This is a genomic window from Streptomyces sp. NPDC031121 (assembly GCF_055570615.1).
In genome coordinates this window covers 21987-37293 of sequence record NZ_JBVIGV010000014.1, presented here as the reverse complement: position 1 = coordinate 37293, position 15307 = coordinate 21987, and the positions used below count along the sequence as shown (strand labels likewise).

Genomic DNA, 15307 nt, shown 5'->3' with positions numbered 1-15307 from the left:
TATTCCGGGGTACCGGTCCGACGGCCCAGCCTGCGGTGTACATCGTCGTACGCCCCCTGGCCTTGGACATGCCCCATCCGGAAGAGGTGTACGCCTGTGCCCGCTCTTGTGCTGCTCGGAGCTCAGTGGGGTGACGAGGGCAAGGGGAAGGCCACCGACCTGCTCGGTGGATCCGTTGACTACGTGGTGCGCTACCAGGGCGGCAACAACGCCGGCCACACGGTCGTCGTAGGCGACCAGAAGTACGCGCTGCACCTTCTCCCGTCCGGCATCCTGTCCCCCGGATGCACCCCGGTCATCGGCAACGGCGTCGTCGTGGACCCGTCCGTGCTCCTGTCCGAGCTGCGCGGGCTGAACGAGCGCGGCATCGACACCTCGAAGCTGCTGATCAGCGGAAACGCCCACCTGATCACGCCGTACAACGTCACCCTCGACAAGGTCGGCGAGCGCTTCCTCGGCAAGCGCAAGATCGGCACCACCGGCCGCGGCATCGGCCCGACGTACGCGGACAAGATCAACCGCGTCGGCATCCGCGTCCAGGACCTCTACGACGAGTCGATCCTCATCCAGAAGGTCGAGGCGGCGCTGGAGAACAAGAACCAGCTGCTCGCCAAGCTGTACAACCGCCGCGCGATCGAGGCCGCCGCGATCGTGGAGGAGATGCTCCAGTACGCGGACCAGATCAAGCCGTACGTCGCGGACACCACCCTGATCCTCAACAACGCGCTGGACGAGGACAAGGTCGTGCTGTTCGAGGGCGGCCAGGGCACCCTCCTCGACGTGGACCACGGCACGTACCCGTTCGTGACCTCCTCGAACCCCACCGCGGGCGGCGCCTGCACCGGCACGGGCGTCGGCCCGACCCGGATCAGCCGCGTCATCGGCATCCTGAAGGCGTACACGACCCGCGTCGGCGCGGGCCCGTTCCCGACCGAGCTGTTCGACCAGGACGGCGAGGACCTGCGCCGCATCGGCGGTGAGCGCGGCGTCACCACCGGCCGCGACCGCCGCTGCGGCTGGTTCGACGCCCCGATCGCCCGGTACGCCACCCGCGTGAACGGCCTGACGGACTTCTTCCTGACCAAGCTCGACGTGCTGACCGGCTGGGAGCAGATCCCGGTGTGCGTCGCGTACGAGATCGACGGCAAGCGCGTCGAGGAGCTGCCGTACTCGCAGACGGACTTCCACCACGCGAAGCCGATCTACGAGAACCTGCCGGGCTGGTCCGAGGACATCACCAAGGCCAAGACCTTCTCCGACCTGCCGAAGAACGCGCAGGCGTACGTGAAGGCCCTGGAGGAGATGTCGGGCGCCCCGATCTCCGCGATCGGCGTCGGCCCGGGCCGCACCGAGACGATCGAGATCAACTCGTTCCTCTAGACGGAAGGGCCGGCTGCCTTCCGCAGGGAAGCCCCGGCTCCCTCCCATAGCGAAGGGGGGTGGTGCACCGCATGGTGCACCACCCCCCTTCGCGCGCTCCGGCCCGCGGTTCAGGGCTTCTGGTAGTAGCCGACGAGGTCGACGATCAGGTCGATGTCCTCCCAGCCCTGATTCCACAGGTCGACCATGCCGCCCTTGCCTCCGGGCGTCTGCGCCACGTTCGCGACCGTCGCCCCCGCCGTCCAGTTGAGGGCCGATGCGACCGGCCGCTGCGGCACCACCGCGGTGCCCTTCTGGTAGTCGGACCAGAAGTTCGGGTCGGGAGCGACCGACAGGAAGCCCGAACCGGTGGTGTGGGTGACCGTCGTGTTCAGCGCCCAGCCGTCGACGTCGGGAGTCGTGGTGTCGCCCTCGAGCCGCAGGGGAAGGTACGTACGGGCCGGGATCGGGCCCGCCTTCCGGCCCCAGCTGTCCTTGCGGGAGTCGATGATCCGGTAGGGCAGTCCGACGGGCACGAAGGCGGACCGGCTGTCGCGGCTGTAGTAGCCGACGACGTCGACCACCACGTCCGCGGTGTCCCAGCTGCCGTTGCGGACGGTGATCTTTCCGTCGGCGCCGACCGGCACGATCACCGCGTTGGCGGCCGTCTGGCCGGCGGTGAAGTTCAGGCTCGACGTGGCCGGAGCGGCCTGCCCGCTCGGGTAAGCGGTCAGGTGGCCCGCCGCCCGCGGGCCGGTGGCGGTCAGGTTGAGCGCCACGGCGGTGGCCCCCTGCGGGACGCTCCCGCTTCCGGCGATCCCGATCAGGCCACGGCTTGATCACAGCGGGCGGCCCCCCGAGGCGCCGGGTGGTTCACCCCCGGGCCGCGCCCAGCAGGGCGTCGATGCCCGCCTTGATCCGGTCGGCCGACACCTCCCGCTCCGCCGTCAGGTGCTCGAACAGGCTCGGGACGAACGGGGCCAGCAGCAGGTGGGCCAGGACCGGCGCGTCCGCCTCCGGGCGGGCCTGCCGGAGCAGCAGGGTGACGTGCGTGTGCATGGTGCGGTAGGCGCCGCTGCCGTACCGCGCGCCCGGCGACGCGGCCTCGGCGGCGCCCATCACGGCCCGGCAGGCCGAGAGCCGCTCGGCCAGCGTGTGCAGGAACGCGCGCAGCCGCTCCTCGGGCGGCGCCCCGGGCCCCAGCGGCGGCGGGCCGCCGAGGAACGCCTCCTGGAAGCGCTTCTCGTCCTCGTCGAGCAGGGCGATCAGCAGTCCGCTGACGTCGCCGAAGCGGCGGTAGACGGTGCCGACGCCCATGCCGGCCGCGTGCGCGACGGCGTTCATGGTCACGGCCTCCGGGCCCTGATCGGCGACCAGCCGCGCGGCCGCGTCCAGGATCCTGCGCCGGTTGCGGGCGGCGTCCGCGCGTTCCGGCGGAGCCTGGCCCGTGACGGGAAGCTCGGTGCGGCTCATGCAGGCAGGCTACCGGATGCCCTTGCCAAACGGATTTCTATCCGCTTGACTCGGGTCCAGCAAAAGCGGATAGCGCTCCGCTTCATCAGGAGGGAAGTCGCCATGGGTGCCAAGGTCGCCGTCGTCTACTACTCGTCCACCGGTAACGTGCACGCCCTCGCGCAGGCCGTCGCCGAAGGCGCCGAGAAGGCCGGCGCCGAGGTGCGCCTGCGCCGCGTGCCCGAACTCGCCCCGGACGCCGCCATCGATGCCAACCCGGCATGGCGCGAGCACGTCGAGGCCGCCAAGGACGTCGAGACCGCCACCCTGGACGACCTCTCCTGGGCCAACGCCTACGCGATCGGCTCCCCCACCCGCTACGGCAACATCGCGGGCCAGCTGAAGCAGTTCCTCGACACCACCGGCGGCCTCTGGCAGCAGGGCGCCCTCGCCGACAAGCCGGCGACCGGCTTCACCAGCGCGCACAACGCCCACGGCGGCAACGAGTCCACCCTGCTCGCGCTCTACAACACCTTCCACCACTGGGGCTCGGTCATCGTCGCCCCCGGCTTCACCGACCCGGCCGTCTTCGCCGCCGGCGGCAACCCGTACGGCTCCTCGCACCCCGGCGGCAGCGGCCCCGTGACCGACGAGGCCCTGGCAGCGGCCCGCCACCAGGGCGCACGCCTGGCCCGCTTCGCCGCCCGCCTCGCCGCGACGGCCTGACCGGCGGCGGCATGACCGGCAGCGGCATGACCGCGCCGGCGTGACCCGCGCCGGCGGCCGGCCCGCGCGCCCGCGCCTACCAGGCCAGCTGCGAGATCTCCTCGGCGACGACCGCGCAGGCGTCCGCGCCCGGGTCGATCAGCGGGAAGTGCCCGATCCCGTCCAGCAGGGTCAACCCCACCGTCTCACCGGCGCGGGCCGCCGCCTCCACATACGACTCGGCGACCGCCGTCGGCACCACGATGTCCTCCCGGCCGTGCACCACGGCGGTGGCGATGCCCGTCGGCAGCAGCGCCGCCGGGTCCGCGTACGGCGACCGCTCCGCCAGGCGCGCCCCGCCGCCCAGCAGCTGCTCGGCCGCCCCGCCGCACACGCCGAGCTTGCCGGCGACCTCGAAGTCCGCGATGGGAGCCAGCGCCACCACGCCGCGCAGCGGCGGCGGTTCGGGCAGCCGCCAGCCGGCCGGGGCACCGGCGGGCAGCACGTGCCGGGCGGCCGCCCACAGTGCCAGGTGGCCGCCCGCGGAATGCCCCGTGACGACCGTGCGCCGCAGGTCCGCCTGCGGCAGCGCCGCGGCGGCCAGCCCCGGCAGGGCGTCCATCGCCGCCGCCACGTCGTCGAAGGTCTCCGGCCAGCGCCCCGCGACCGGACCGTCCGCGTCCTGGTGCGGCAGCGAACTCCCGCGCCGGTACTCCACGTTGGCCACGGCGAAACCCCGCCGCGCCAGGAAGTCCGCGAGCGGCGTCACGTGCGCGCGGTCGTACGGGGCGCGCCAGGCACCGCCGTGCAGCAGCACCACCAGCGGCGCGGAGGCCGCGGAGCCGTCCCCCGCCCGCGGCGCGTAGAAGTCGACGACGTGGTCCGGGTGTTCCCCGTACGCGGCGGTCGCGTCCGGGGCGACCGGCGGATGGGCGAAGGCCGAGGCGGCCTCGGCGGCGTCCCGTTCGACTGCGGGGTCCGACATCGGCTCCACCTCTCGTAACGCGTGGGACTGGTGTTCCGGTGTTCCGGCAGAGCGGGACCGTATCAGGCCGGAACAGGCCTGTCCGGGGGAGGCGGTTTCCCGTCACCGGCCCCGGCACGGGAGCGGGCGGTGACGGGCGGGACCGCGCCCCGCCCGCCCCGTGCCGTGACGTTTCGCCCCGAGATCACCCGAAAACGTGACCCAGTGTCCGGGCCGCCCGCTCCGCGTCGGCGAAGCCGACGTACAGCGGGGTGAAGCCGAACCTCAGCACGTCCGGGGCGCGGAAGTCCCCGATCACGCCCCGCGCGATCAGCTCGTCCATCACCGCGCGGGCGTTCTCCGCGCGCAGCGACACCTGGCTGCCGCGTTCGGCGTGCGCCGCCGGAGTCACCGACTCCACCCGGCCCTCCGGCACGTACGCCGCGACGCACTCCAGGAAGAAGTCGGTCAGCGCGAGGGACTTCGCCCGCACCGCCTCCACCTCGACCCCGTCCCACGCGTCGAGCGCCGCCTCCAGGGCCAGCATCGACAGGATGTCCGGCGTGCCGACCCGGCCCCGGACGGCGCCCGCGGCGGGCGCGTACTCCGGGGTCATCGCGAACGGGTCCGCGTGGCCGTTCCAGCCGGGCAGCGGCGAGTCGAAGCCCTCCTGGTGGCGTTCGGCGACGTACAGGTACGCGGGCGAACCGGGCCCGCCGTTGAGGTACTTGTACGTGCAGCCGACCGCGAAGTCCACGCCGTGGGCGTCGAGCCCGACGGGCAGGGCGCCCGCCGAATGGCACAGGTCCCACACGGCCAGCGCGCCCGCGGCGTGCGCGGCGCGCGTCAGGCCGGGCAGGTCGTGGAGCCGGCCGGCGCGGTAGTCGACGTGGTTGAGCAGGACGGCGGCCGTGCGCTCTCCCATCGCCTCGGCGGCCCGCGAGGGGTCCACCGGGACGGCGGTCAGGCCGGTCATCCGGGCCGCCGAACCGGCTATGTAGCCGTCGGTCGGGAAGGTGGAGGCGTCCACGAGCAGCTCGGTGCGGCCCGGCCCGGCGAGCCGGGCGGCGCCGACCAGCGCCTTGAACAGGTTGACGCTGGTGGAGTCGCCCACGACGACCTGGCCGGGCGCGGCGCCGACCAGCGGGGCGATCCGGTCGCCGATCCGCTCCGGCGCCGTCCACCAGGTGCCCCCGCTCCAGGACCGGATCAGCTCGGTCCCCCACTCGCGGGAGACGACCTCCGCGACGCGCTCCGGCACGCCCGCGGGGAGCGCGCCGAGCGAGTTGCCGTCCAGGTAGACGACGCCGTCGGGGAGGGTGAACCGCTTGCGCAGCCCGGCGAGCGGGTCGGCGGCGTCGAGCGCGGCGGCGCGCTCCGCGAGCTCCGCCGCCCGGATGGCGGTGGTCTCAGACATGGCTGCGCGCCGTCCACAGCTCGGGGAAGACGTTCTTCGACGCGCGCTTCTCCAGCCAGCTCACGCCGGCCGAGCCGCCCGTGCCGGTCTTCGCGCCCATCGCGCGCCGCGTCGCGACGAGGTGGTCGTTGCGCCAGCGCCACACCAGCTCGGCGACGTCGGTGAGGGCCTCGCCGAGGCGGTGCAGGTCGGGGTGCGCGTCGGGGTCCTCGTACAGGGCGGTCCACACGGCCTCGACCTCGGGCGAGGGCTCGTAGCGCCGCGACAGGTCGCGGTCGAGGACGGACTGCGGGACGGGCAGGCCGCGGCGGGCCAGCAGCCGCAGCACCTCGTCGTACAGGCTCGGCTCGTGCAGCGCCTTCTCCAGCTCGGCGTGGACGCGCGGCGCGCCGCGGTGCGGGACCAGCATGGACGCCGACTTCTCGCCGAGGAGGAACTCCATCCGGCGGTACATCGCGGACTGGAAGCCCGAGCCCTCGCCGAGGGCGCCGCGGTAGGAGTTGAACTGGGCGGGGGTGAGCTGGGCGAGCGGGCGCCAGGAGGCGTTGAGGGCCTCCAGCTCGCGGAGGGACCGCTTCAGCGCGTCCATCGCGACGGGGACGCGGTCCTCCCGCAGGGCCTTCGCGGCCGTCTCCCACTCGTGGACGATGACCGTGAACCACAGCTCCATGACCTGGGTGGTGACCAGGAAGACCATCTCGCCCGGGTCGTCCGAGCGGGGGTGCTGGAGGTGGGTGAGGACGTCCGCCTGGACGTAGTCCTCGTACGGGGTCGTGCCGGCGAAGTCGAGGTTCGGGGTGTCCGAACCGGCTCCGGAGGCATCAAGGGTGTTCGACATCGCTGTCTCCTCGACACGTGCTTCCGGGTAGCGGTCCGCTCCTTCCGAAAGGGTGTGTGGAGCCCCGGTCCCCTGCCCGCATCATAAAACCGCTCCCCCGGGGTCCTCCAATGGTGCGTGACGGTCGTCACACGGACTTTTTACCCACCCCCCGGGATCGGCGGGCCGCCGGACGGCCGATCCGCCGTCCGGCGCCGCCGCTGCCTCGGGGCGAACGCCCGGGTCAGGCGCCCAGAACGTCAGCCGCCGTCTCCGAGGAGTCGCGCAGGAAGGTGCTGCAGCGCTCGTACTCGTCCTTCTCGCCGATGGCCTCGGCCGCACGGGCGAGGGCGTACAGGGCGCGCAGGAAGCCGCGGTTCGGCTCGTGCTCCCACGGCACGGGGCCGTGGCCCTTCCAGCCGGCGCGGCGCAGCGCGTCCAGCCCGCGGTGGTATCCGGTGCGCGCGTACGCGTACGCCTCGACGCTGCGGCCGGCGGCGAACGCCTCGTCGGACAGGACCGCCCAGGCGAGCGAGGACGTCGGGTGCGCGGCGGCCACCTCGACGGCGGGCGTGCCCGCGGCGATGGCCTCGCGGCCCGGCTCGTCGGGGAGGTGGGTGGGGGCGGGGCCCCCGAGCAGGTTCTGGTGAATGGACATGCCCCAAGTCTGGGGCATCCGGCGCCCGTACGGCGGCCCCTCCCCCGGCAGCGGCGCGGCACCCGGCACCCCGCGCGCCGCGGCGGCCGCGCACCCGGCGGTGGCCGGCCCACCGCCGCCGGGGCGGCCGGCGGGGTGTGGTGGGCGCCCCACCACCCGGCGGCCGAGCCGTGTGCCCGGCACACCTCCCCGCGGCGGGGGGCGGCGGCGGACCGTAAGGGGGCCATCGACGAAGGGGGAAGTCGTGAACGCCGCCACCAGCACCCGCACCGCCGACCGCACCGCCGCCGCCCGCACCGCCTCCGGCAGCCGCGCCGCCGCACCGGCCGGCGCGGACGGGGCAGTCGAGGAGCTGTGCTCCGCGGTGTTCGCCTCCCTGCGCCGCAAGGACCAGCGGGAGCGGGGCCGCCAGTACGTGCAGGGGCTGCTCGCCGCCGAGGGCCGCAAGTCGATCCGCAACATCGCCCTCCAGCTCGACCGGGCGGGCGCGGCCGGCGGCGCCGGCGCCGCGGCCACGGAGCAGAGCCTGCACCACTTCATCGCCGCCTCGACCTGGGACTGGCAGCCGATCCGGACCGCCCTGGCCGAGTACCTGGGGCGGTCCGCCCCGCTGAGCGCCTGGGTGGCGCAGCCGATGGCGATCCCGAAGGGCGGCGAGCACTCGGTCGGCGCCGGGCACCGCTTCGACCCGCACCGGGGTCAGATGTTCCGCGGGCAGCAGGCGTTCGGGCTGTGGTACACCTCCGCGCCGGTGGTGACGCCGGTGGGGTGGCGGCTCTTCCTCGACGAGGAGTCGGCGCCGGCGCCCTCGCAGGACTCGGTGCAGGGGTGCGGCACCGGCGAGGAGGAGTCGTACGCGGGCTGCGCGGTCAGCGGCGTGCTGAACGCGGTGCGCGAGGCGCGGCTGCCGGGGCGGCCGGTCGTCCTGGACGTCCGGGACATCGCGACCCGGTCGACACTGCACCGCTTCGCCGAGGCGCGGGTGCCGGTGGTCGCCCGGATCGGCGCGGAGGCGCGGCTGCTGGTGACCGACCCGCGGGTACCGGGGTTCGGGGCGGGCACGATGGCCGCGCGGGACGTCCTGCAGAACGTGCGCGGGCTGCGGATGCCGGTGGAGTGGCCCGACCCGGAGGTGCCCGGCGTGCGGCGCACGTCGCTGGTGGCGGCGGTGCGGGTGATGGTCCCGGACCCGGCGCCGGGGCGGCGGCGCGAGGTGCTGCTGTTCGGGGAGTGGGAGGCGGCGCGCCGGCTGCCGACGCAGCTGTGGGTGACGGACATGGTCCGCACCGACCCCGCCGCGCTGGTGCGGATGACGAAGACGGCGCTGCGGGTGTCGGCCGCGTCCGCGGCGAGCGTGCAGCGGGTGGGCCTGCGGGACTTCTCCGGCCGGTCCCTGCCCGGCTGGCACCGGCACGTGACGCTGGCGTCGGTGGCGCACGCGGCGCTCTGCCTGGCCGCGCCGGCGGCCGGATCCGTCGCCGCCGCCTCCCGTCCGGCCAGGACGCCCGACACCGTTCCGGTTCCGGTTCCGGTCGCGGCCCGCGGGCGGCACACCGCCGCCGTACGCCGGCCGGCGCTCGCGGCCCTGTGAACACGGAGGGGCCCGGCGCCCCCGCCGATCGGCGGGGAGCACCGGGCCCTTCCGGCTGCGCATCCGGGCCGGACCGGGTCCGGCCGGCGGCTACTTCAGGCGGGTGCCGGTGGAGCGGAGGTCGGCGCAGGCCTGCAGCACGCGCTTGGCCATGCCCGCCTCCGCCAGCTTGCCCCAGGTCCGCGGGTCGTAGGTGGACTTCTTGCCGACCTCGCCGTCGACCTTCAGGACGCCGTCGTAGTTCTTGAACATGTGGTCGGCGACCGGGCGGGTGAAGGCGTACTGGGTGTCGGTGTCGAGGTTCATCTTCACGACGCCGTTCTCCAGCGCGGTGGCGATCTCCTCCTCCGTGGAGCCGGAGCCGCCGTGGAAGACGAAGTCGAACGGGCTGGTCTTGCCGTACTTCTCGCCGACGCCCTGCTGGAGGTCCTTCAGGAGCTCCGGGCGCAGGACGACGTTGCCCGGCTTGTACACGCCGTGCACGTTGCCGAAGGAGGCGGCCAGCAGGTACCGGCCCTTCTCGCCCAGGCCCAGGGCCTCGGCGGTGCGGATCGCGTCCTCGACGGTGGTGTACAGCTCGTCGTTGATCTCGTGGGTGACGCCGTCCTCCTCGCCGCCGGTCGGGGTGATCTCGACCTCAAGGATGATCTTGGCGGCGGCGGCGCGGGGCAGCAGCTCCTGCGCGATGGCCAGGTTGTCGGCCAGGGTCTCGGCGGAGCCGTCCCACATGTGGGACTGGAAGAGCGGGTTGCGGCCGGCCTTCACGCGCTCCTCGGAGAGGGCGATCAGCGGGCGGACGTACCCGTCCAGCTTGTCCTTCGGGCAGTGGTCGGTGTGCAGCGCGATGTTGACGTCGTACTTCGCCGCGACGATGTGCGCGAACTCGGCCAGGGCGACCGCACCCGTGACCATGTCCTTGCTGTGCTGGCCACCCAGGAACTCCGCACCGCCGGTGGAGATCTGGATGATGCCGTCGCTCTCGGCCTCCGCGAAGCCGCGCAGGGCAGCGTGCAGGGTCTGGCTCGAGGTCACGTTGATGGCCGGGTAGGCGAACTTGCCTGCCTTCGCCCGGTCGAGCATCTCGTTGTAGACCTCGGGGGTTGCGATGGGCATCTGTCCGCTCCTCTGTTGTGCGGGGAGTGTGCGATTGCTGACCCTGACCTGGGGGCGACGTAACCGTCGCGCCTATCTTTCCACGCTCCGCGTGTCACTCGACCCGCGCCGGTCGCGGCGATTTCCGGCAATCAGGCCACCGGCCCGGAAAACCGCAGCTCAGGGCGGGTGCCCCGGGGTGCGGGCGGGCTCCGGGGAAGCCGGTCGGCGGTCCGGAATGCAAGACCGGCCGCGGACGCGCCGCGGCCGGTCCCCGTCGCGGGAGGCCCCGGGGGGCAGCGCGCTCAGGCCAGGCCGAGGTCCCCGAGGCGGTAGCCGGTCAGGTACGGCAGGCCCGCGGCGGCGATCGCGTCGGCGGCGCCGCGGTCCACGATGGTGGCGACGGCGACGACCTCGCCGCCGGCCTCGCGGACGGCCTCGACCGCGGTCAGCGGGGAGCCGCCGGTGGTGGAGGTGTCCTCGACGACGAGGCAGCGCTTGCCCTTGACGTCGGTGCCCTCGATGCGGCGCTGCATGCCGTGCGCCTTCTGCGCCTTGCGGACGACGAACGCGTCCAGGCGGCCGCCGCGTGCGGCGGAGGCGTGCAGCATCGACGTCGCGACGGGGTCCGCGCCCAGGGTCAGGCCGCCGACGCAGTCGAAGTCCAGCTCGGCGGTCAGGTCGAGCATGACCTGGCCGACCATCGGGGCCGCCTCGCCGTCGAGGGTGATCCGGCGGAGGTCGATGTAGTAGTCGGCCTCCTTGCCGGAGGAGAGGGTCACCTTGCCGTGCACGACGGCCTTGTCCTTGATCTGCTGCAGAAGCGCATCGCGTACGTCACTCATGGCCCCGAGCTTAGTTGCGTGTGCGCGGGCGCTACGACAGGCGGCGCCAGGCCCAGGTCATGGAGACCTCCAGCGGATCCACCGGCGTCACCAGGCGCGGCAGCGTGTTCAGCCCGTTCGGCGGCCCGGACTGCGGCTCGACGCAGACGGCCTCCGGCTGCTCGTCGTAGACGACGAGCCACTCGGCGCGGCTGGCCACCTTCAGCTCCAGCTCGCCGGGCCAGGTCAGCACCGCCTCGACGCCGTACGGCATGCCGAAGCAGTCGTCCCAGGGGCCGGGCTGCGGGTCGGTGCGGCGGCCGGTGGGGAGGTGGTCGGGGCCGCGCTCCTCCTGCCAGGCGGGGTCGAAGTCCAGCGTCACGTCCTCGCCGCCGGCGCCGAGGTTGCGCAGGAACCAGGGGTGCCAGCCGGCCTGGGCGGGGAAGGAGTCGCCGTACGTCTCCACGCCCATGGCGAGGGTCAGGGAGCCGCCGCCCGGGTCGAGGCTGACGGTCTGGGTGACCCGGCCCGGGTAGGGCCACGGGTCGGCGAGGTCGTACGTGAACGCGGCGTCGGTCGCGGTCACCGCGGCGGGCGCCGGGCGCCAGGCCGCGTCGCGGCCGAAGCCGTGGATGGCGTGCGGCGGCTGGTTGACCGGCAACTTGTGCACGGTGGCGCCGTCGCGGAACTCGCCGTACGCGGTGCGCCCGCACCACGGCACCATCGGGAAGCAGCCGTAGTGCGCACCCTGGCGCAGCAGCTCCGTCCCGTCGATGCGCAGGCTGCTGATCCGGCAGCCGTTCTCCTGGTCGACGGTCACTTCCGCGCCGCCGGCCGACAGTTGCGTACTCATGCGGCCGAGCCTAGTGCTGTGGCCGGTGGGGCCTCAGCGGCGTCTGCGGAGGGCGCGGCCGATGACGACGGCCGAGGCGAGGGCGAACGCGGCGGCCGGCGCGATCCAGCGCAGGCCGGCCCCCGCGGCGGCGGACGCCGGTGCGGGGACGGGGGCGTAGCGGCCGCGCGGGGGCGCGTGGTCGACCTCCTCGGCGCTGCGGCCGATCATCGTGCGGCGGGCGTGGGCGGCCTCGGCGGGGGGCTGGTCGGCGCCGTAGGCGTCGCCGCCGTGGAGGCGATCGAGTTCGCCGAAGTCGGAGATGCCGCCGAGGTCCTCGAAGTCGCCGTCGAGGAGGGGGTCGAGGGCCGGGTCGGGGGAGGACGGCGGCACCTCGGTGTCGTACACCGAGGAGGCGGCCCCGGCGGCCCGGCCGCCCCCGGCGTCCTCGGCGTCGTCCGCGTCCTCCGCGTCCGCGTCCTCCGCGTCCTCGGCGGCGGGGAGGCCGGTGCCCGCGTCGGGGGCGTCCGGGGCGTGCGGCGCGCCGGCGAGGACGGCGAGCTGTGCGGCGGCCCTGTCGAGCAGCCTGCGGACGGCGGCCTCGACGGCATCCGGTGCGAAGCCGGCGGCCCGCCCGCCCGCCTCGCCCGCCGCGGTGAACTCGAGGGAGCTCCCCTCCCCGGCCGGCGCCAGCCTCAGCTCCACTGTCAGCTTGACGGTGCCGCTGCCGCGGATCTCGACGCCCTCGCCCTCGACGGTGAAGCGGTCCCGGCCGCGCGCGGCCACGGCGAGGGTGCCGCGGTAGGTGACGGTGTTCCCGCCGACCCGCAGTCTCAGCCGGCCGGCGACCTGCCCCGGGCCGGCGCCCGCGGCGGCCGCGTCGGCGTCCTGCTGGAGGCCGGGCACGCAGCGGGCCACCAGGGCGGGGTCGCGCAGCACGGCGCGGAGGCGGTCGGCCGGTACCGGGAGGAAGACCTGATGCTCCATGCGGTCGAGCCTACCGACGCAACCGCCCCCGGGGCCTCCCGCGGCGCTCCGCAATCCGCGGGGGCGGTCAGGAGTAGCGCGGGTGCGGGAGCGTCGACGGCGGCAGGCCCGCCACCCGGGTCCGCTCCGCGTCGCGGGCGGCGTCGCGCAGGGACTGCGTGGTCAGCGAGCGCAGCCCGGGCGTGCCCTGGTCGACGCGCAGCTCGGGGGCGTCCGGCCCGCGGCCCGCGAGGACGAAGCCCCACTCCTGCGGCGGTGCGTCGCCGGCCCGCGGGCTGCGGTCGGGCCCTCCGGTGAAGCCGGCCAGGCGGCCGCCCGCGCTGTAGGGGGCGGTGGCCAGGCCGGCCGCGCGGAGGGTGGCGTCGACGGTCCAGAACGTACGGGGGCGGGCGGCGGGGGACCCGGCGTGCACGGCGAGGCGGCCGCCGGGGGCCAGGGCGCGGGCCGCGAGCCCGTAGAACTCCTGCGAGTACAGCTTGCTGCTGGGGGTGACGCCCGGGTCGGGCAGGTCGGAGACGATGACGTCGAAGCGGAGGGCGGCCGCCGGGCCGCGCAGCCAGCGGAACGCGTCCTGGGTGACGACGGTGACGCGCGGGTCCTCGTGGACGCGGCCGTTGAGCGCGGACAGCACCGGATCGGTGCGGGCGAGGCGGACCACGCCGGGGTCGAGGTCGACGACGGTCACGGAGGCGACGCCGGGGTGGCGCAGGACCTCGCGGGCGGCGAGGCCGTCGCCGCCGCCGAGGACGAGGACCCGCTCGTGCGGGCCGGTCATGGCGGGGTGGACGAGCGCCTCGTGGTAGCGGTACTCGTCGTAGCCGCTGACCCGCAGGCGCCCGTCGAGGAACAGGTCGAGGGAGCGCGGCGAGCCGTCGGCGGGGCCGGTCAGGACGAGTTCCTGCATGCCGGTCTGCCGGGCGACGCGGACCTCCCCGCCGTAGACGGCCTGCCGCGCGACCTCCTCGAAGTCGTCGGCGAGGACGGTCGCTGCTCCGAGGACGGCGAGGACGGCGGCGTTCGCGGCGAGGAGCAGCCGGCGCCAGCGGGGGCTGAGGTCGCCGCGGAAGAGCCACAGGACCAGTCCGGCGCCGGCGACGGCGTTGACGGTGCCGGTCAGGAGGGCGCCGGTGAGCTGGCCGAGCACCGGCAGCAGCAGGAAGGGGAAGGCCAGGCCGCCGACGAGCGCGCCCACGTAGTCCGCGGCGAACAGGTCGGCGACCGCGCCGCCCGCGTCCTGCCTGCGGATCCGCTGGATGAGGGCCATCAGCAGCGGGATCTCCGCGCCGATCAGCACCCCGATCAGGAGGGAGAACGCGACGAGCGCCGGCCGGGACTCGCCCAGCCACGCGAAGGTCGCGTACAGCGCCATCGCCGACAGTCCGCCGAGCAGGGCGAGGGCCGCCTCGATGAGCGCGAAGCCGACGGCGGGCCGCGTCCGCAGCCGTTTCGCCAGGAGGGAGCCGACGCCCATGGCGAAGACCATGACGGACAGCACGACGGACGTCTGGGTGACGGAGTCGCCGATGAGGTAGGAGCCGAGGGCCAGCAGTTCCAGCTCGTAGACGAGGCCGCAGGCGGCGCAGACGAAGACGGTGGCCAGGACGAGGAGTCGGCCGGTCCGGGGCCGTACGGGGAGGGCGGCCGCCGGTGCCGCCGCGTCCGGCGGCTCCGGAGCCGGGCGCACCCGGTGGGGGACGGAACGGTCGATCATGCAGCGAACCGTACGTCACCGCCCACGGGCATCGAGTCACCCACATGGGTGCAAGTACCCGCCTGTTCCATCCGGTTGGCGCAACATGCGGGGCCGGTGCACGCGGGCCGCGAGACCCTGCGCCCCCGGCCCCGGCAGCGATGTGCGCAGGAGGGCGGCTGCGGCGCCCGTGCGGGGGCGCACCGGTGGCCGCTACGGCGCGACCGTCCGCAACGCGCCGGCCGGTGCACCCGCGCGCACCCCGACCTTCGTACAGGTGGCCACCAGCTGGCCTTCCTGCGGGTACGCGTGCCAGGTCCGCCAGCCCACCTGCCCCTCGTGGCGCTGCGCGAGCATCGCGGTGAAGGCGTGCGGGCTGCCGGGGAAGGTTCCGGCCAATCCGTTCGGGTGGTCCGCGACCAGGGCGAGCAGCTCCTGCGCCCGGCCCGCGAAGGAGCCCTGCGACAGGGTCTCGACGCGCGCCGCGAACTCGTACTCCCAGCCGCTCATCCGCTTCGCCACGCCGAGCGGGAGGGGCGTGCTGCTGCCGGGCATGCAGGCGACCGTCTCCGAACAGACGACCTCGCCCTCCTCAAGGAGCACCTGGTGCGAGGCCCCCAGCAGGCGCAACTCCACCCTGGCGCCGTTCAGTTCGAGGTTCAGCACGGCCAGGGCGGGCAGCCGCCCGCGGCCCAGGGCCCAGGCCAGGTCGGCAGCACGCGTGTCGGTGTAGGTGGTCTGGAGGGTCGTGAGCATGAGTCGGCTCCGCAAACGCGCGAGGGAGAGGGGCCGGACCCCGCCAGCGGTGGTCAACGGGTGGGGGGAAACCGGCTCGGGCCACAGGAGGTCCCGCGAGGCCCGGGGACTGGTCTACTCAACCGAGGGAATCATGAAAGGCACGGCACTCACAGCGTTTTTA

Annotated in this window: 15 protein-coding genes; 3 read left to right on the top strand and 12 right to left on the bottom strand. The window is 74.6% G+C overall.

Annotated features, from left to right (window positions below):
- The first annotated feature begins 96 nt into the window (after positions 1-96).
- On the top strand, positions 97-1380 hold the full coding sequence (locus ACZ462_RS25085) for an adenylosuccinate synthase (protein WP_114053471.1): 1284 nt from the start codon (positions 97-99) through the stop codon (positions 1378-1380).
- Between the two features lie 110 nt (positions 1381-1490).
- On the opposite strand, the gene ACZ462_RS25080 is transcribed toward ACZ462_RS25085, so the two are convergent.
- Together ACZ462_RS25080 and ACZ462_RS25075 are read right to left on the bottom strand one after the other, a co-directional pair.
- Entirely contained in the window at positions 1491-2138 is a 648-nt protein-coding gene (locus ACZ462_RS25080; protein WP_467805639.1) for a hypothetical protein, read from the bottom strand.
- Positions 2139-2232: 94 nt separating this feature from the next.
- Positions 2233-2832, bottom strand: a complete 600-nt coding sequence (locus tag ACZ462_RS25075) for a TetR/AcrR family transcriptional regulator (RefSeq protein WP_467805641.1) — start codon at positions 2830-2832, stop codon at positions 2233-2235.
- 102 nt (positions 2833-2934) lie between these two features.
- Between ACZ462_RS25075 and wrbA the strand changes: the two genes are divergently transcribed.
- Positions 2935-3537 (top strand): NAD(P)H:quinone oxidoreductase, encoded by a 603-nt coding sequence (gene wrbA, locus ACZ462_RS25070; protein ID WP_467805643.1) that lies wholly within the window; start codon positions 2935-2937, stop codon positions 3535-3537.
- Positions 3538-3613: 76 nt separating this feature from the next.
- Here wrbA and ACZ462_RS25065 read toward each other — a convergent pair whose 3' ends face one another.
- The 4 genes from ACZ462_RS25065 to ACZ462_RS25050 form a co-directional block, all read right to left on the bottom strand.
- Complete coding sequence (locus ACZ462_RS25065) at positions 3614-4501, bottom strand: alpha/beta hydrolase (protein ID WP_467805644.1); 888 nt, start codon at positions 4499-4501, stop codon at positions 3614-3616.
- Positions 4502-4685: 184 nt separating this feature from the next.
- A complete protein-coding gene (gene kynU, locus ACZ462_RS25060) occupies positions 4686-5897 on the bottom strand; it encodes a kynureninase (RefSeq protein WP_467805646.1) in 1212 nt (403 codons plus the stop codon).
- Complete coding sequence (kynA, locus tag ACZ462_RS25055; RefSeq protein WP_467805648.1) at positions 5890-6735, bottom strand: tryptophan 2,3-dioxygenase; 846 nt, start codon at positions 6733-6735, stop codon at positions 5890-5892. The genes kynU and kynA overlap by 8 nt, the downstream gene beginning before the upstream one ends.
- Positions 6736-6958: 223 nt before the next feature.
- Complete coding sequence (locus ACZ462_RS25050; protein ID WP_467805649.1) at positions 6959-7372, bottom strand: DUF3151 domain-containing protein; 414 nt, start codon at positions 7370-7372, stop codon at positions 6959-6961.
- A gap of 244 nt (positions 7373-7616) precedes the next feature.
- On the opposite strand from ACZ462_RS25050, the gene ACZ462_RS25045 reads away from it, so the two are divergent.
- Positions 7617-8963 carry an IS701 family transposase gene (locus tag ACZ462_RS25045; RefSeq protein ID WP_467805651.1) on the top strand — a complete coding sequence of 449 codons (1347 nt, stop codon included), beginning with the start codon at positions 7617-7619 and terminating at the stop codon, positions 8961-8963.
- A 90-nt stretch (positions 8964-9053) separates the two neighbouring features.
- Here ACZ462_RS25045 and fbaA read toward each other — a convergent pair whose 3' ends face one another.
- The 6 genes from fbaA to ACZ462_RS25015 all read right to left on the bottom strand — a co-directional run bounded on the left by fbaA (position 9054) and on the right by ACZ462_RS25015 (position 15144).
- A complete protein-coding gene (gene fbaA / locus ACZ462_RS25040) occupies positions 9054-10076 on the bottom strand; it encodes a class II fructose-bisphosphate aldolase (RefSeq protein WP_467805653.1) in 1023 nt (340 codons plus the stop codon).
- A 284-nt stretch (positions 10077-10360) separates the two neighbouring features.
- A complete protein-coding gene (gene pyrE / locus ACZ462_RS25035; RefSeq protein WP_467805654.1) occupies positions 10361-10900 on the bottom strand; it encodes an orotate phosphoribosyltransferase in 540 nt (179 codons plus the stop codon).
- A 31-nt stretch (positions 10901-10931) separates the two neighbouring features.
- Positions 10932-11732 carry an aldose epimerase family protein gene (locus ACZ462_RS25030; RefSeq protein WP_467805656.1) on the bottom strand — a complete coding sequence of 267 codons (801 nt, stop codon included), beginning with the start codon at positions 11730-11732 and terminating at the stop codon, positions 10932-10934.
- 33 nt (positions 11733-11765) lie between these two features.
- A complete protein-coding gene (locus ACZ462_RS25025; RefSeq protein WP_467805657.1) occupies positions 11766-12698 on the bottom strand; it encodes an SRPBCC family protein in 933 nt (310 codons plus the stop codon).
- Between the two features lie 67 nt (positions 12699-12765).
- On the bottom strand, positions 12766-14409 hold the full coding sequence (locus ACZ462_RS25020; protein WP_467805658.1) for a polyamine aminopropyltransferase: 1644 nt from the start codon (positions 14407-14409) through the stop codon (positions 12766-12768).
- A 192-nt stretch (positions 14410-14601) separates the two neighbouring features.
- The gene (locus ACZ462_RS25015) at positions 14602-15144 is read right to left on the bottom strand and encodes a DUF2617 family protein (protein ID WP_467805659.1); all 543 of its coding nucleotides are present in this window, start codon (positions 15142-15144) and stop codon (positions 14602-14604) included.
- Between the last annotated feature and the right edge of the window lie 163 nt (positions 15145-15307).